This is a genomic window from Paenibacillus sp. FSL R10-2748 (assembly GCF_038005565.1).
Lineage (GTDB): Bacteria > Bacillota > Bacilli > Paenibacillales > Paenibacillaceae > Paenibacillus > Paenibacillus polymyxa_B.
In genome coordinates this window covers 13,493-30,335 of the sequence record NZ_JBBOTK010000006.1, presented here as the reverse complement: position 1 = coordinate 30,335, position 16,843 = coordinate 13,493, and the positions used below count along the sequence as shown (strand labels likewise).

Here is a 16,843-nt window from a genome sequence, read left to right as displayed (position 1 = left end):
TTTCAGAAGATAGGAGTGGTCAGATTGATCGATGAACAACGAACAGTGCGCAAGGATACGAACTCCAAAGTAGCCTTCGATGAGGCAAAACAATACATTCCGGGTGGCGTAAACAGCCCGGTACGGGCTTTTAAATCTGTTGGGATTACACCTGTATATATCGACCATGGCGAAGGATCGCGCGTATATGATATTGATGGTCAATCCTATTTAGACTATGTATGTTCATGGGGACCGCTTATTATGGGGCATGCACATCCCGAAGTGGTTAAAGCTTTACAGGCTGCTGTTGTAAAAGGAACCAGCTTCGGCGCACCAACGTTGGCAGAAACTGAAATGGCCAAGCTCGTTTGTGAACGTGTTCCTTCCATGGATATTGTACGTATGGTTAACTCCGGAACTGAGGCGACTATGAGTGCGATTCGACTCGCACGCGGATTTACGAGCCGTAGTAAAATTCTTAAATTTGAGGGATCATATCACGGTCATGCGGACAGCTTGCTGATTAAAGCAGGCTCTGGTGTTGCGACCTTAGGCTTGCCCGATAGTCCGGGTGTACCTGAAGTCGTGGCCACCCATACAATCACCGTCCCTTATAATGATTTGGCTTCGGTGAAGCTAGCTTTTGAGAAATTTGGCGAAGAGATTGCCGCAATTATTGTCGAGCCAGTAGCAGGCAATATGGGCGTTGTACCGCCACAGCCTGGATTTTTGGAAGGTTTGCGTGAGGTAACCCAGCAGTACGGAAGTCTGCTGATTTTTGATGAAGTAATGACTGGATTCCGGGTTGGACTTCATTCGGCTCAAGGTCGCTTTGGTGTGACGCCGGATCTTACCTGTCTGGGTAAAGTGATTGGTGGTGGACTCCCTGTAGGTGCTTACGGCGGACGTCGCGATATTCTGGAGCAGATTGCTCCATCGGGACCAATATATCAAGCGGGTACGCTTAGCGGAAATCCGCTGGCTATGGCAGCAGGTTATTCGACACTTAAATTGCTGACGCCAGAAGTATACGATCGTCTGGAAGAGCGGGCAGCAAGGCTTCAAGCCGGATTCGAACGTAATGCGAGCGAGCTGGGTATCCCTGTCACGATCAATCGCGTGGGTTCTATGGTTTGTCCATTTTTTACAGAAGAAAAGGTTGTCAATTTTGACACAGCTAAAACGAGTAATCAGGACCACTTCCGCCGTTACTTTACTGAAATGGTGAATGAGGGAGTTAGTGTGGCACCATCTCAATTTGAGGGTATGTTTGTGTCGGGCGTGCATACGGTAGAGGATATTGATGCTACCATTGAGGCGAACTATCGCGCGCTCAAACGTCTATGAGCTGGCAAGGTGGCTGGAAAAGAAGAGGACCGTGGCTGGAAGTCACGCCAGGACGGGAAGTCACAGACGGGGAAAAAAACAGCGCTGATGCTGTAGATCAGTGGTTGCTGAATCGTTTGGAATTACCGGAAAAGCTGTGGCGCAGACTGCGTCATGAAAAAGAGATTGAACTTACAGGGGACCGGCTGCGGCTGGCCCTTTTTCCTGTAATGAACCTTGGCATCACCCCTCGTTGGTATGATTTAAAGGTACTGTATGAAGATGATTTTTGCCTGGTAGTGCATAAACCAGCAGGTATGGCAGTACATCCGGACGGCGCTGTGCAGGATGGTCCGCTGACGTTGGATCATGCTGTCGCATCCTACTATGAGATGAATGGCATACATGCGGCGGTACGGCATGTACATCGTCTGGATGTGGATACGACGGGCCCAGTGCTGTATGCCAAAAATGAATTTGCGTTGCTCAAGCTGGACGAGCAAATGAGAGCTAAGGATATCGGCCGCAGGTATGTAGCTTTGGTACGAGGGAAAGTACCTCCATCGCTGCGAACGTTGGATTGGCCGATTGGCAAGGACAGGCATCATAAGCAGCGCCGCCGTGTATCTCCGACTGGGCAGAAGGCGGTTACCCATATTGAACTTGGGGAAGTATGGGGAAGCGGTTCAAGTGCAGTGAGTCTCGTATATCTGACGCTGGAGACAGGCCGGACGCACCAGATTCGCGTACATCTTAGTCATGCTGGCTACCCGTTGCTTGGGGATGTATTATACGGGGGGCGGGCTACTGATTTTGGCAGGCAGGCGCTGCACGGAGAGCGTCTTATCTTCTGTCATCCGCTGAGTGGCGAAACGATTACCGTGGAGGATGCTTGGCCGGATGATTTTCAAAAGCTGCACAAACAGCTATAAAAGATGGCATGCCTTCTATTTTGGCGCATATACTTGAACCTAGAAACGGTTTGCAATATGGAGTTTCCGTGCGCCTGACCAGAAGTCAGAGGATGTGCGGAGACTGCCCAAAGGAGGATGCCATCCTTGAACAAACAACAGAATGATCAGCCGCAAGGCTTGCGTTTTGATATTTATGAACGCATTCATTTGACGGAGGAAGCTGCCGGGATTGCTGAGTTGGAGGAAATTGAGCTTCTGCCACGCATTCAGGTTGTAACCCACGGCGACCATGCCGCTTTGCGAGGGCATTTGCTGCTGGAGGGCGTGTACCGCACACCTGAACAGATCACGAGCGAGCTTCATCATTTGATCCCTGTGGAAATTACCATTCCGCTAAACCGCGTAGGGAGATTGGAAGATATCTCTGTCGAGATTGAAAATTTTGATGTGGACCTGCTCTCTTTACGTAGTCTAAACATTACAGGTGTTCTTTCTTTGCATGGCGTGGAAAGCTCGCACGCGGAGGAGACGGCGGTCTGGCTGGATGAGGAATTTACCGTAGTGCATGCACCTGAGCATCCGGTTCAATCCCTTCCCGCCGATGGAGAGCATCGCCATGCAGAGGCCTATTCTACCAATGACTCGACCTCCAATTTTACAGACCCTGAAACTTCCTACAGAGTGCCAGCACAACAGGAGTCCGTTTCATGGGAACAGCTGTCTGAGGGCCATGGAGAACAGAAGGCATCGTCGGAACAGCAAGCTTATGAGTCGGCAGTAGATTCTAACCGGTTCTATGAGCCTTGGACGGGTAAAGCAGTTGAAGACAGCTCTCCCGAGGTCAAGCATGAGCATGGGTCTCCGGAAGTGTGGGGATTTCAGCAAGAGGAAGCATGGACAGGGGGGAATGAACCTAAAGTATCTTCCGCATCTCCCAATGTAGTATATGACCCTTTGTTGAATGAACCGCATCCTGCCACGGAGTCCGAGGTCTATCTGGAGCCACAGTTGGAGGCGAGTCAAGTAGATAACTCCGACTTCAGGCCTGAAGCGTCAGAACAGGTGAACCACGAGGCCCATGACACCTTTACTGAGGATAAGCCAGAGATGCGTGTGGCGCTTAACAGTAAAAAGGATGAAGGGGCAGACGAGCCAGACCCGGTTGTCTACTCATCATTGCTCCAATCCAGCCGTTCGGTGAAGGAAGCCGAATACCAGCAGCAATTGGAGCAGGAGCCGCAGGATCAGGATCAGAAAGCCGAAGAAGAGCGGGAGAATGCCAAGTGGAAGAACCTTTTTTTTCATACACAAGATGAAACACCTTTTCGCAAGGTGCGCTTATGCATTGTACAGCGCGAGGATACACTGGAAACCATAGCTGACCGTTATCAGCTCAGCACACGTGAGCTTCAACTGTATAACAGATTGGCGGAGCATCATGTGGAAGAAGGACAGGTATTGTACATCCCTTGATCCGGTTGCTGAAAAATGCACAGCGGGTGTTGACTATAGTCAATGGGAAATGTATGATGTGGTATAGTTATTGAAAGACTGAGATCGGGAAGAGTAGGCAGCAAGCCCTTCAGAGAGTGGAATTGCAGCGCTGTGAGGTTCCGCAGGAAGCTACTGGCCGAAGTCACCCGGGAGTCGCCTGTTTGAACGGTTCCTCATTTAATTCCTACGGAAGATAAGAGGTTCACGGTAGAATAAGGCCGGTCCGCAACCGTTATCTGCATAAAGTGTCACACCATGTGTAATGGATCAGTGGATACATACACTAGGGGTGAAACAAAGGTGGTACCGCGAGAGAACAGCCTTTCGTCCTTTGAGGATGAAGGGCTTTTTTTATTTGCCAATTGAAAAATCATGGAGGTATCCTGATATGTCAGAACAAGACAACAAGACAACCTTGGAAATGCCAACAACGTACGATCCAAAATCAGCAGAACAAAAATGGTACAAAACGTGGATGGAGAAGGGCTATTTCCGCGCCGGGCAACATCCAGAGGCAGAGCCTTTTACAATCGTTATTCCACCACCGAATGTTACAGGTATGTTGCATATTGGACATGCTCTTGACTTTACTTTGCAGGATATTATTATTCGCGCCAAGCGGATGCAGGGTTATGATGCCTTGTGGCTGCCAGGGGCAGACCATGCGGGTATTGCTACCCAAACAAAGGTAGAGCAAAAGCTGCGTGAAGAAGGCCTGACACGTTATGATTTGGGCCGCGAGAAGTTTTTGGAGAAAGTGTGGGAGTGGAAGGAACTTTATCTGGATAATATCCATAATCAATGGGAAAAGATGGGTTTCTCTCTCGATTATTCTCGTGAGCGTTTTACGTTGGATGAGGGACTGTCCCAAGCGGTACGCGAGGTATTCGTTACACTGTACAAGAAGGGTCTGATTTATCGCGGTAAACGCATCATTAACTGGGACCCCGCTGCACGTACTGCATTATCGGACATTGAGGTGGAATACAAAGAGGTGAACGGAAATCTGTATCACCTGCAATATCCACTGAAAGACGGTAGCGGATTTATTACGGTAGCTACTACACGTCCTGAAACGATGCTGGGCGATACAGCAGTAGCTGTACACCCGGAAGATGAACGCTACAAGCAAATGATTGGCAAAACGCTTGTGCTCCCAATCATCGGACGGGAAATTCCGGTCATTGCGGATGACTACGTTGATAAAGATTTCGGTAGCGGCGCGGTTAAAATTACACCGGCTCACGACCCGAATGATTTTGAAATGGGACAACGTCACCAGCTGCCACAAATTACGGTGATGGACGAAACGGGAACGATGAATGCCGAAGCAGGCAAATATCAGGGCCTTGATCGTAGCGATTGCCGTAAGCAAATCGTCGCTGATCTGAAAGAGCAAGGCGTACTGATTCGTATTGAAGAGCACGTACACCAAGTAGGCCACAGTGAACGTACAGGTGTAGTTGTAGAACCTTATCTGTCCACACAATGGTTTGTGGAAATGAAGCCTCTGGCAGCTAAAGCGATTGAAGTGCAGAAGGCTGGCAACGGGGTAAACTTTGTACCGGATCGCTTTGAACGTACTTATCTGCATTGGATTGAAAATGTGCGTGACTGGTGTATTTCCCGTCAATTATGGTGGGGACACCGTATTCCGGCATGGTACGATGAGGAAACCGGAGAAGTTATTGTATCGGCGGAGGACCCTACAACTTTGCCTGAGTATGCTGGCAGAAAGCTAAAACAGGATGAGGATGTGCTGGATACCTGGTTCAGCTCGGCTTTGTGGCCGTTTTCGACACTGGGCTGGCCTGAGCAGACAGAGGACCTCAAACGCTACTATCCGACTAATGTCTTGGTTACAGGCTATGACATTATTTATTTCTGGGTATCGCGTATGATTTTTACCGCGCTGGAGTTTACGGAAGAGATTCCGTTCAAGGACGTACTTATGCACGGGTTGGTTCGTGATGCGGACGGTAGAAAAATGTCCAAATCCCTCGGCAACGGTGTTGATCCGCTCGATGTGATTGACCAATATGGTACCGATGCCATGCGTTATATGATTTCCACCAGTAGCACGCCTGGGCAAGACCTTCGTTTCCGCTGGGAGCGGGTGGAGCAGGCCCGTAACTTTGCCAATAAAATCTGGAATGCGTCACGCTTTGCGCTGATGAATCTGGAAGGCGTCACTTCGGCAGATATAGACATTACTGGTGACTTGAGCACCGCTGATCGTTGGATCCTGCATCGTCTAAACGAAACTTCACGCGACATCACGCGTCTAATAGATGCTTATGAATTTGGCGAGACAGGCCGCCTTCTGTATAACTTTATTTGGGATGATTTGTGCGACTGGTACATTGAGTTTGCGAAGCTTTCCCTATATGGCGACAATGCAGAGGCGAAAAAGAAAACGCAATCCGTACTTGCATATGTATTGGATCGGACGCTGCGCATGATTCATCCGTTCATGCCGTTTATCTCTGAGGAAATATGGCAGCATCTCCCGCATGAGGGAGAAACGATTACACTGGCCGCTTGGCCTGTTTATGATCCGGCTTTTGAGGATAAGGATGCAGTCGCTGAAATGAATTTGCTGATCGACGTAATTCGCGCTGTACGCAATATCCGCGCTGAAGTCAACGTGCCGATGAGTAAGAAAATTGAATTATTCATAAAACCCGGCGATCAAGCCGTTCTCGATATCATTAACCGCAATGGGGAATATGTACGTAGATTCTGTAATACGTCTGAATTCGACGCAGGATTAGAATTCACCGTTCCAGATAAAGCGATGACATCTATAGTTAGCGGCGCAGAGCTATACCTGCCGCTGGCCGGACTGCTTGATATTGCCCAGGAAATTAGCAGACTGGAAAAAGAACTTCAGCATTTGAACAGTGAAGTGGAGCGCGTGGAGAAAAAGTTATCTAACCAAGGCTTTGTGGCGAAGGCACCAGCTAAAGTCATCGAGGAAGAAAAGGCCAAGCAAGCCGATTACTCAGATAAGCGCGCTAAAGTTATCGCACGTATTGAAGAACTCAAGGGATAATTTCACTCACAATAAAATGACCTGAAGGTGAAGAGGATGTCAGATACGATCAGGGGCGGAGATACGGCTCCTTTACAAAGCTATGATGAAGCAGTGGAATGGATTAACGGCTTGATTCCGTTTGGCATCAGACCCGGATTGGAACGAATTGAACAGCTAATGAGTAAGTTGGGTGATCCGCAACGACATCTGAAGTTTGTGCATATTGCGGGAACCAACGGTAAAGGCTCGACTTGTGCCTTTCTGACCTCTGTGCTACTGAAATGTGGGTACGATGTCGGAACTTTTACATCTCCGTACATCACCCGATTTACGAACCGTTTTCAATTCAATGGGACCGATATTCCCGATGAAACGCTGGTTTTGCTTGCCAATCGCTTGTATCCGTTGGTGAAAGAAATCGCAGATAGTGAATTGGGATCACCTACGATGTTTGAGGTATCGACAGCGTTGGCTATTTTATACTATGCTACGGTATCTTTCCCAGATGTTGTGGTATGGGAGACAGGTCTCGGGGGAAGGATGGATGTAACTAATATCGTGAGTCCAATCGTCTCGGTTATTACGAATGTCGGCTATGATCATACGGATATTTTGGGAGATACGCTCGAACAGATTGCAAGGGAAAAGGCTGGTATCATCAAACCGGGTGTACCTGTCGTCAGTTGTGTTTCCCAACCCGAGGCTATTCAGGTCATACGTGAAACGGCGGCAAAGCAAGGAGCTACCTTGTACCTGGCAGGAGAACAGTTTACGTATGAACGGCTAAATGGGGATGAAACAGCTCAGACCTTTTCATTCGCGGGGCCCTTCCGACATATGGAAATTGACATCACGTTGTTAGGCGAGCACCAATGTTCTAATGCGGCAGGAGCTATGATGGCACTTGAGGTCCTACGTCAGTATATGGCTTTTGTGTTGGATGATGCAGAACTGCTGGAGGGCTTTAGGCAAACTGCCTGGGCAGGGCGTCTCGAACAAGTCAGTACCTCGCCGAGGATTGTCCTTGATGGAGCTCATAATCCAGAAGGAGCACAGACGCTGGCCAAGAGTCTTCCTCAAGTGTATTCGTACAAAAAATTGGTTTTAATGATGGGGATGCTGTCAAACAAGCATCATGAAGCATACTTGCAGCATATACTGCCACTAGTGGATACGCTTATCCTGACCGAGCCCGATTTTCGCCGCAAAATGAATGCCGCTGAATTGGCTCATCTCGTGGAGAAGCTGCGGCCGTCTTATGCCAAAACGGATTTAAAAATAATTGTAGAAGGTGACTGGAAAAAGGCTCTTGGCCTGTTTCAGTCACATACGGAAGCGGAAGATCTGGGGGTGGTGTCCGGCACGCTGTACCTTATTGCGGATGTACGGGCTACCCTTATGTATCAAACCGATTCGGAAAAAGGTTGGTGAAATTTGTTGATTACTTCGGAACATGTTCATTTTATCGGTATCGGCGGATACGGGATGAGCGCGATTGCTCGGGTCATGCTGGAGATGGGTTATACCGTGACTGGCTCAGATGTGGCATCACAAGAGCTGACAGAAAAACTGGCGGCAAAAGGCGCAAAAATATATATTGGACACACGCCTGAGCATATTGCAGGCGCGGATATCGTCGTCTATTCAACAGCATTGTCACGTGACAATGTGGAGCGGGTGGCAGCGGAGGAATTGAATATTCCAACTCTGCACCGTTCGCAGATGCTGGCTCGCTTGCTTAACGAACGTAAGGGAATAGCTGTTGCGGGTGCGCACGGTAAAACGACAACCTCTTCCATGATCGCTCTGGTTATGGAGAGATGTAACGTTGATCCAACGTATATTATTGGCGGCGAAATCACGAATTTGGGGACGAATGCCAAAGCAGGTAAAAGCGAGTTTGTCGTTGCTGAGGCGGATGAGAGTGATGGTTCTTTCCTGCAATATCATCCTTGGCAAGGCATCGTAACCAATATTGAAGCGGATCATTTGGAAAATTACGATGGCGACTTTAATCGTCTGAAAAGTGCCTATGTACAGTTTTTGAGTCAAATTCGACCGGATGGGGCGGCTATTGTATGCGCAGATGATCAGAACATCCGGGAAATGCTGCCTCAACTCCAGACTCGGGTCATTACTTATGGAGTGGAGCATGAAGCGGATTATATGGCGACAGATATCCAATTAGGTGACCGTCGATTAAGCTTCACTATGAGCCGCAAGGGAACAGCACTCGGAACGATCGAACTATCAGTGCCGGGTAAACATAACATGTATAATGCGATGGCGACTGTGATTTCATGTTTGGAAGCAGGGATTCCATTCGATCAAATCGCTGCGACAATTGTGGAATTTCACGGCGCGAAGCGTCGTTTTCAAGTACTAGGTGAAAGCAATGACATACTGATTATTGATGACTATGCGCATCACCCAACAGAGATTGAGGCTACGATTAGCGCAGCGAGAGCGACTGGCAAACGTATTATTGCTGTATTCCAGCCGCAACGCTATAGCCGCACCTTTTTCCTGCTCGATGCGTTCAGCCGCGCGTTTAGCGAGGCTAGTGAAGTCATAATTACCGATATTTATTCACCAGCGGGAGAAAAACAGATTGAAGGCGTGCATTCTTCCAAGCTCGTGGATTTAATCGTCCAAAACAGCAATGCGAATGCAATCTATTTGCCGACCAAAGAAGCTGTGATCGAGGAGTTGAAAGATCGCTTACAGCCGGGTGATCTTGTGCTGACGATGGGAGCGGGAGATATCTGGAAAGCAGGTGACGCGTTAGCGCGCCATCTTCGCGGACAGCAAGTGTAATACGTATAAAAATGAGCTGTTACGCCAATGAATTACATTTATTCGAGGGTATTCCGAACACGACTGTGTTTCGGGATACCCTTTTTTTGTAATGCTGGGGCATATATTCTTAGCTTGACTCATACAACAGACTATGAGGAAGTATGGGACAAGGAGGGAGTGCATCCATGAACAAGACCAAGATGACATTCCGGTTCGACCAACAGTTGCCGGAGACAAGCCGGGAGGATAAGCTACAGGTGCTTCCGTACAAAAACGAGTCGATTACGAACGAACAGCGTGAAACTGATAACTCGCATAAAGGAACGGAACGGAACAGAGGAATGAAGAAAAATACTGTAGCTACGCAAGAATCAGAGATTAACGAGCCTGAGGATCTGAACAAACGCATTTCAAGTCGGCGTTTTGCTCCAACATTAAGAGTACAAGAGGGATGGGATGACCCCTTTGGTCGTTCGGCGGCTTCCTGGTCAGATGCGGAAGTTCTACCAGATAGCCTGGAAGAGGATGAGGAAGCTTATCATTCTGTCCAAGAGTACAGAAAGCGTCCGCCCCACCCTTCAAGATGGAAACTGGTTGGCTCTGTAGCCAGCGCGCTGGTGACTGGAGGCATGTTTGGATATATTATGTTGTTACTGTTTAACGGAGGAGGCATGGTCCCGGGATCAGATCCTTCAGTAGAGGAGGCAGTACCGGTCTTTAAAGAATCTGTTGGTGTGGATGCAATATCTGCAAAAGAGAATTCTGTCCCTGTCACTGTCATAGAGGCTCAGGTACCTCCACAAACCTACTATTTGCTGCAATATGGGGTTTTCAGCACTCCAGAACGGGCCTTACAAGCAAAAGAAGAACTGTTGAAGGCAGGCATTGCAGCAGGAGGGGATACCGAGGACCAAAACCGGGTATATGCAGGAATATCGCCGGATAGGGAGCAAGCCAAGTTGCTCAGCAATCAGTTGAAAACACAAGGAGTCGATTTGTATGTTCGTGAGCTTGAATTGCCTGGATTCGAAAAAGCAGCTTACGGAGGCGAAGGTGATAAACTCACTAGCTTTTTTCAGTTAAGCAGTTCATTGGTGGGTAAGTTGAGCGGACTTTCCTCAACCTTGCTCGGAGAAGGAGGTCCGAATACGGTGCCAGCCTCCGACATGAAGGAGCTGAACGACCTGCATCAGCAGTGGACACAAAATATCACTGCACTTCCCACTGGGCTTTCGAAGGAAGCGGCTGTCTCCGCAACCTCACTTGAAAAGGCGATGAACAGTGCGATCTCTGCAATTGGGGAATATAACAAGAACACAGCCAAGGAACACATTTGGGAGATTCAATCCTCCATGATGGAATATGTTTTGCGTGAGAGGGAATTTATCCAATTCATAAAACAATAAGCTAACCATATTTTCCGGCAAGGAACTGGAAATAGTTCCCCATGCCGGATTTCTGTTTGTATTGCAGTACAAATCACCGTATAATAATGAAGGTGTCAAAAAATGGCGAGGGAAGATCAGGATGAAAAAAAATGTAGGAATGCTTATACTGTTTTTGTTGCTCGGTTGGCTCTTGGGTGCATGGATTGCCAAAGCCCTTCAATCGATCAAGTTCCTTTCCTTTCTGACCCACCCCACTAGGATATCTTGGTCGCCAAGAGCGGACCTGGATATTATCAGCTACAACATAACGATAAATTTTGAATTGAGCCTGCTTAGTCTGATCGGCATCATTGCCGCGTTCTGGCTGTACCGCAGGCTCTAACTGATGAAAAGGAGCTTCCCTTATGGACGGGAAAATTACGCCCCGCATTATTCTGGCATCGACTTCACCAAGAAGGAAGGAATTGCTCGCATTTTTGAGATTCCCCTTTGAGGTGGTGCCGAGTCATGCGGATGAGAGCACGCCTGAGAGCTGGACGCCTCAGCAAATCGTGGAGACCCTTGCGGCACGCAAAGCCGAAGCGGTCGTGAACACTGCCGCTCAGTCGAAGGAAGCCGGACTGGTGATTGGCAGTGATACCATTGTCGTGCTGGATGGTTCGGTATTGGGCAAGCCTGCCGACCATGCGGACGCGGTTCGCATGCTGACTGCATTGCAGGGAAGGACACACCGTGTGTACACCGGGGTAGCCTGCATACATACCGGAACCGGCGAAATGCTTGTCAGACATCGCCAAACGGAGGTTACAATGAAGCCTCTGAGTCAAGAGCAAATTGTGGCATACGTGAATACTGGTGAACCGTCTGACAAAGCAGGAGCGTATGGCATTCAAGGCATGGGTGCTACGCTGGTGGAATCTATTCAGGGTTGTTATTTTAACGTCGTAGGATTGCCGCTTTCCTTGCTGTCGGACATGCTGTCCGATTTTGGAGTGAATGTGTTGCGTCCATAAAGGGGATAAACATATGCTGGAGTCGCCAATACTGATGCTTCGCGACCTCCCCCATGAAGAACGACCAAGAGAGCGCATGATGACATATGGGGCGGATGCCTTAAGCAACGCGGAGTTGCTGGCAATATTGCTGCGTACAGGAACGCAAAATGAGTCTTCGGTGCATTTAGCGCAGCGTATTTTGCAGCAGGCAGGAAATTTGCGTCAACTGGTGGATATGAGCTTGAGCGAGTTGACCCAGATTAAGGGCATTGGGGATGCTAAAGCGATACAGCTAAAAGCGGGTATCGAACTGGGGCGTCGATTAGCATTGTCTCGCCATTTGGAGACCCCGGTGATTAGTTGCCCGCGGGATGTGGCTGATCTGCTGTTTGAGCAGCTTCGTTATTTGCAGAAAGAGCATTTTGTATGCTTGTTCCTTAACACTAAAAATCATGTCATTGCTCAGGAAACACTATCTATGGGTAGCCTGAATTCTGCCATCGTGCATCCTCGTGAAGTATTTCGGGCAGCAATCAAATGCAGCAGTGCTTCAATCATTTGCGCTCATAACCATCCGAGCGGTGATCCGAAGCCAAGCCCGGAGGATGTCCAGTTGACTCGCCGCCTGATGGAAGCGGGCAACATCGTGGGTATCGACGTGCTTGATCATATTGTGATCGGGGACGGGACCTTTGTAAGTTTGAAGGAACAAGGTCTAATATAATATAATATTTAAATCAAACATTTAAACACGACCGGATAATCCGGCCTGAATAAACCGTTTATACATGGATAACAGATTTCAGGGAAGAGAAAAGGAGATTACATCATGCTGGGTGGCTTTACAAAAGATTTGGGAATAGACTTGGGGACGGCAAACACGCTTGTATACGTAAGAGGTAAAGGAATTGTGGTTCGTGAACCATCTGTAGTCGCTTTGCGTACAGATACAAAAACCATTGAGGCTGTTGGTGAATCTGCGAAAAAAATGATCGGTCGCACACCGGGAAATATACGTGCGATTCGTCCGATGAAGGACGGTGTCATTGCTGATTTTGATACGACAGCAACGATGATCAAATATTTTATCCGTCAGGCGCAAGCACAACGCTCTTTGTTTCCGCGCCATCCGAACGTGATGGTTTGTGTGCCTTCAGGCATTACTGCGGTGGAGCAGCGTGCTGTTGAAGATGCGACGAAGCAAGCAGGCGCAAGAGAGGCATATACGATAGAGGAGCCGTTTGCAGCAGCAATTGGCGCTGATCTTCCTGTATGGGAGCCTACAGGCAGTATGGTTGTCGATATCGGTGGAGGTACAACCGAAGTGGCAGTCATTTCCCTGGGCGGGATTGTAACAAGCCGCTCCGTGCGTGTGGCTGGCGATGAAATGGACGAGTCCATCATCCAATACGTGAAGCGCCAATACAATCTGATGATTGGTGAACGGACTTCAGAGCAACTGAAAATGGAAGTTGGTTCAGCTATGCCATTAGAGCAAGTGGAAACCTCAGAAATCCGCGGACGTGATCTGGTAACAGGTTTGCCGAAGACGATCACGATTACTTCTGATGAAATTAGCGAAGCGTTATCGGATACAGTCAATGCAATCGTGGATGCGGTCAAAGTAACACTGGAAAAATGCCCTCCCGAGTTGGCAGCGGACATCATGGATAGAGGAATCGTACTTACTGGTGGTGGAGCACTTCTGCGTAATCTGGACAAGCTGTTGGCAGGTGAAACCGGAATGCCGGTGATCGTAGCGGAAAATCCTCTGGATTGTGTGGCAATCGGTACAGGCAGAGCGCTGGAAAATATTCATTTGTTCAAATCGCGCAGCAGTTCTGCCGTCCGTTCCAAACGTTGAATCGGGGGTGTAGGAACTGTTTAAGCTGTTTGGCAATAAAAGACTATTTGTTCTATTGATCGGAATCGTTCTGTTTATTGCCCTTATGGGGATTACACTTGGACAGAGAAATTCCTTAACCTGGCCCGAGAAGTTCGCCAGAGATTCAATTGGCTTTGTGCAAGGTATCTTTTACAGGCCCGCTTCAGCAATAGCGGGCTTCTTTGAAGATATCGGAAATATGCGCAGCATCTACGAAGAAAATGAACGGTTAAAAATTGCTGTAGCAAAGCTGACTCGTGACCAGATTCAGACCCATAATTATGTTGAAACAAATGCCAGACTGCAGAATGAACTGAAGTTCACCCAAACGCAAAAGGCGAAGAATAATTATGATTATCGTGTTGCTCAAGTGAACAGTGTCAGCAATGATTCCAAAACGCTTGTGATCGATATTGGTGAGAAGGACGGAGCGAAGGTTGGTCAGGAAGTCAGTTCGCTTGAAGGATTTGTAGGAGTCATTAGTCAAACGGGGAATTTTACGTCCACCGTTACACTGTTGACTACATTGGATCCTAAAAATCCGAATTCTTATGCCATTGCAGCGACAGTCTTGGGCAAGGAAAATCAATCGTTTGGTATGATTGAAAGCTATGATCCGGGTACGAACAGATTTCAAATGACTCGCATTGAGGAAAAAGATCCAATCGCAAAGGGTGATCAGATTATTACGTCTGGCGCAGGCGGGAAATTCCGCAAAAACCTAATGATTGGAACGGTAGAGAAGATTCAGGTTGGGGAGTTTGGCAAAACACGGACAGCGATTATTAAACCGGCAGCCAGCTTTGTGGATTGGAAAGAATTGCTCATCCTCTACACTCCTGAGGTACCGGAATAATGAAGATGCGCGGTCAGGTTCTAATACTGCTGCTGTTTGTACTGTTTATAGCTGAAGGGACGATTCTTCCGTGGCTTCTTCCGGATAGTTGGCATTCAAGAATGGTTCCGAATTTTGTGTATGTCGTGATCTTGTTTGTGTCTGTGTATTACAGCCGTCATACAGCATTGGTGCTAGGTATTGTTTTTGGACTTATTCATGATGTTGTGTTCTACGGGTTTATCATTGGACCTTATTCTTTTGCAATGGGGTTGTCTGCATACTTATTGGGGCTTGTTTTTACAGCTCGACGTGCGCAGATGCCCATTATGATGGCAGCCGTGTTGATTGGTAGTTTCCTGCTGGATTCTATGCTATTTGCTATTGATCAGCTGTTCCAGCTGAATCATCAGACTTTCAATTGGGCACTTGCTCAGTATATGATTCCTGATTTATTTATCCATTTTCTGTTCGCCCTCATCATTTATGTCCCAGTTCGCAAGCAATTGCAGCGTTTGGGTACCCGTGTGAAAAAGGAAGAGGCTGTCTAGGTCTTTTTACACACATTTTGTCCGGGTTAGCAGGGATTTGACGTCCCGGGGACGAAATGATTGAGATAGGAGGGACAGGCTAATGGCGGTGAAATCGAATCATGTCACGATTAAAGGCATCAAAGATGGCCTGGTATTCCTGCTGGACGATCAATGCGAGTTTGAGGATTTGCTGGGTGAGCTGCGTTTTAAGCTGGAGCACAGTCATCAAAATATTTTAACAGGCCCGATCATTCATGTGGATATTAAGCTGGGAAGCCGAGAAGTGACAGAGGAACAGAAGGAAAGTATTCTGGAGATTTTGAAGCAGAAGGGGAATCTGCTCATCAGGTCTGTAGAATCACCTGGATTGCCTGTGGAAGTGCAGGGAAAGCCCCCTATTCACACGGTGACAGGGATTATCCGTTCTGGTCAAGTGCTTCATCACAATGGGAACCTACTCTTTTTGGGAGATGTAAACCCGGGTGGAATTATAACATGTACTGGTGATATTTATGTCCTCGGCGCTTTGCGAGGCATGGCGCATGCAGGGATGGAGGGAAATAGTGAAGCGATTATTGCGGCTTCCTATTTTGCACCGACACAGCTGCGAATTTCCGAAATGATCAGCCGTCCACCAGACGAATGGGAGACACGTGAATCCGGTATGGAATTTGCGTATCTCAAGGATGGCGCTATGCAAATAGATAAAATGAGCAATATTGTGCGTCTGGGCCGCGATTTTAACGTGTTCAAAGGGGTGTAGCACATGGGAGAGGCTATCGTCGTCACTTCAGGAAAAGGCGGCGTCGGCAAAACGACGACGTCAGCCAATATAGGAACAGCGCTTGCACTGCTCGGCAAAAAGGTATGTTTGGTGGATACGGATATCGGTTTGCGTAATCTAGACGTTGTGATGGGTCTGGAAAACCGGATTATTTACGACCTTGTTGATGTAGCGGAAGGTCGTTGCCGTTTAAATCAGGCACTGGTTAAGGACAAGCGTTTTGAGGAGCTGTATATGCTGCCAGCCGCTCAAACCAAGGACAAGAGTGCTGTTACGCCGGAGCAGGTTAAGGATATTATTTTGGAGCTTAAAAAGGATTTTGAATATATATTGATCGACTGCCCTGCGGGTATTGAACAAGGCTTTAAAAATGCCATTGCCGGAGCGGATCAGGCCATTGTTGTGACCACTCCGGAAAATGCAGCCGTACGCGATGCAGACCGGGTAATTGGTTTACTGGAAAGCTCACATGTGATATCACCCAAGTTGGTGGTTAACCGCATTCGCAATAGCATGGTTAAATCCGGAGATATGCTGGATATTGACGGGATTTTACAAGTGCTTAGCATAGACCTTATTGGGATTGTGCCGGATGATGAAATGGTAATTAAAGCAGCTAATACAGGGGAGCCTACCGTTATGAATCCAGATTCACAGGCCGCGATTGCTTACCGTAACATTGCGAGACGGATTTTGGGCGATACAGTGCCCCTCATGCAGCTGGACCAGAAGAAAAGCGTGATGACACGCTTTAAGAAGTTTTTTGGTATGGGTGGATGAGGAAAACAGGAAGTTATGACTGGTAAATTGCTTCCACACTTCCTACGTGATTTTCCATTGGTTCTAAGGTAGGAGCTGTAGTAGTATTCAT

At 48.0% G+C, this 16,843-nt stretch carries 15 protein-coding genes; all 15 read left to right on the top strand.

All coding sequences use genetic code 11. The features are described 5' to 3' along the window. The first annotated feature begins 24 nt into the window (after positions 1 to 24). The 15 genes from hemL (at position 25) to minD (ending at position 16,752) form a co-directional block, all read left to right on the top strand. Entirely contained in the window at positions 25 to 1,329 is a 1,305-nt protein-coding gene (gene hemL, locus NSS66_RS18280; protein ID WP_028541575.1) for a glutamate-1-semialdehyde 2,1-aminomutase, read from the top strand. Further along, positions 1,326 to 2,240 (top strand): RluA family pseudouridine synthase, encoded by a 915-nt coding sequence (locus NSS66_RS18275; RefSeq protein ID WP_069079910.1) that lies wholly within the window; start codon positions 1,326 to 1,328, stop codon positions 2,238 to 2,240. The genes hemL and NSS66_RS18275 overlap by 4 nt, the downstream gene beginning before the upstream one ends. Before the next feature lie 126 nt (positions 2,241 to 2,366). Next, on the top strand, positions 2,367 to 3,695 hold the full coding sequence (locus NSS66_RS18270; protein ID WP_069079911.1) for a LysM peptidoglycan-binding domain-containing protein: 1,329 nt from the start codon (positions 2,367 to 2,369) through the stop codon (positions 3,693 to 3,695). A gap of 409 nt (positions 3,696 to 4,104) precedes the next feature. Next, positions 4,105 to 6,771, top strand: coding sequence for a valine--tRNA ligase (locus NSS66_RS18265; RefSeq protein ID WP_340959516.1), 2,667 nt, complete (start codon positions 4,105 to 4,107; stop codon positions 6,769 to 6,771). A 36-nt stretch (positions 6,772 to 6,807) separates the two neighbouring features. Next, positions 6,808 to 8,184: a bifunctional folylpolyglutamate synthase/dihydrofolate synthase gene (locus NSS66_RS18260; RefSeq protein WP_339200748.1), complete on the top strand. Its 1,377-nt coding sequence runs from the start codon at positions 6,808 to 6,810 to the stop codon at positions 8,182 to 8,184. 6 nt (positions 8,185 to 8,190) lie between these two features. Continuing rightward, positions 8,191 to 9,570: a UDP-N-acetylmuramate--L-alanine ligase gene (murC, locus tag NSS66_RS18255; protein WP_013311605.1), complete on the top strand. Its 1,380-nt coding sequence runs from the start codon at positions 8,191 to 8,193 to the stop codon at positions 9,568 to 9,570. Between the two features lie 167 nt (positions 9,571 to 9,737). Then, positions 9,738 to 10,958 carry an SPOR domain-containing protein gene (locus NSS66_RS18250; RefSeq protein WP_023989956.1) on the top strand — a complete coding sequence of 407 codons (1,221 nt, stop codon included), beginning with the start codon at positions 9,738 to 9,740 and terminating at the stop codon, positions 10,956 to 10,958. Between the two features lie 121 nt (positions 10,959 to 11,079). After that, positions 11,080 to 11,322 (top strand): DUF4321 domain-containing protein, encoded by a 243-nt coding sequence (locus NSS66_RS18245; RefSeq protein ID WP_023989955.1) that lies wholly within the window; start codon positions 11,080 to 11,082, stop codon positions 11,320 to 11,322. A 22-nt stretch (positions 11,323 to 11,344) separates the two neighbouring features. Further along, positions 11,345 to 11,953, top strand: a complete 609-nt coding sequence (locus NSS66_RS18240) for a Maf family protein (RefSeq protein WP_053325966.1) — start codon at positions 11,345 to 11,347, stop codon at positions 11,951 to 11,953. A gap of 13 nt (positions 11,954 to 11,966) precedes the next feature. Beyond that, positions 11,967 to 12,659, top strand: a complete 693-nt coding sequence (gene radC / locus NSS66_RS18235) for a RadC family protein (RefSeq protein ID WP_025722728.1) — start codon at positions 11,967 to 11,969, stop codon at positions 12,657 to 12,659. A gap of 105 nt (positions 12,660 to 12,764) precedes the next feature. Next, on the top strand, positions 12,765 to 13,799 hold the full coding sequence (locus NSS66_RS18230; RefSeq protein ID WP_013311600.1) for a rod shape-determining protein: 1,035 nt from the start codon (positions 12,765 to 12,767) through the stop codon (positions 13,797 to 13,799). Between the two features lie 55 nt (positions 13,800 to 13,854). Next, positions 13,855 to 14,676, top strand: coding sequence for a rod shape-determining protein MreC (mreC, locus tag NSS66_RS18225; RefSeq protein ID WP_023989952.1), 822 nt, complete (start codon positions 13,855 to 13,857; stop codon positions 14,674 to 14,676). Further along, a complete protein-coding gene (gene mreD / locus NSS66_RS18220) occupies positions 14,676 to 15,206 on the top strand; it encodes a rod shape-determining protein MreD (RefSeq protein WP_023989951.1) in 531 nt (176 codons plus the stop codon). The genes mreC and mreD overlap by 1 nt, the downstream gene beginning before the upstream one ends. A gap of 82 nt (positions 15,207 to 15,288) precedes the next feature. Continuing rightward, a complete protein-coding gene (gene minC, locus NSS66_RS18215; RefSeq protein WP_013311597.1) occupies positions 15,289 to 15,951 on the top strand; it encodes a septum site-determining protein MinC in 663 nt (220 codons plus the stop codon). 3 nt (positions 15,952 to 15,954) lie between these two features. Then, on the top strand, positions 15,955 to 16,752 hold the full coding sequence (gene minD / locus NSS66_RS18210; protein ID WP_013311596.1) for a septum site-determining protein MinD: 798 nt from the start codon (positions 15,955 to 15,957) through the stop codon (positions 16,750 to 16,752). Positions 16,753 to 16,843 lie beyond the last annotated feature (91 nt).

Bases quoted from the DNA above. Each gene is read 5' to 3' on its own strand.
- NSS66_RS18275 (WP_069079910.1), top strand. From the start codon at position 1,326: ATGAGCTGGCAAGGTGGCTGGAAAAGAAGAGGACCGTGGCTGGAAGTC.
- NSS66_RS18265 (WP_340959516.1), top strand. From the start codon at position 4,105: ATGTCAGAACAAGACAACAAGACAACCTTGGAAATGCCAACAACGTAC.
- NSS66_RS18260 (WP_339200748.1), top strand. From the start codon at position 6,808: ATGTCAGATACGATCAGGGGCGGAGATACGGCTCCTTTACAAAGCTAT.
- NSS66_RS18250 (WP_023989956.1), top strand. From the start codon at position 9,738: ATGAACAAGACCAAGATGACATTCCGGTTCGACCAACAGTTGCCGGAG.
- NSS66_RS18245 (WP_023989955.1), top strand. From the start codon at position 11,080: ATGAAAAAAAATGTAGGAATGCTTATACTGTTTTTGTTGCTCGGTTGG.
- NSS66_RS18240 (WP_053325966.1), top strand. From the start codon at position 11,345: ATGGACGGGAAAATTACGCCCCGCATTATTCTGGCATCGACTTCACCA.
- radC (WP_025722728.1), top strand. From the start codon at position 11,967: ATGCTGGAGTCGCCAATACTGATGCTTCGCGACCTCCCCCATGAAGAA.
- NSS66_RS18230 (WP_013311600.1), top strand. From the start codon at position 12,765: ATGCTGGGTGGCTTTACAAAAGATTTGGGAATAGACTTGGGGACGGCA.
- mreD (WP_023989951.1), top strand. From the start codon at position 14,676: ATGAAGATGCGCGGTCAGGTTCTAATACTGCTGCTGTTTGTACTGTTT.
- minC (WP_013311597.1), top strand. From the start codon at position 15,289: ATGGCGGTGAAATCGAATCATGTCACGATTAAAGGCATCAAAGATGGC.
- minD (WP_013311596.1), top strand. From the start codon at position 15,955: ATGGGAGAGGCTATCGTCGTCACTTCAGGAAAAGGCGGCGTCGGCAAA.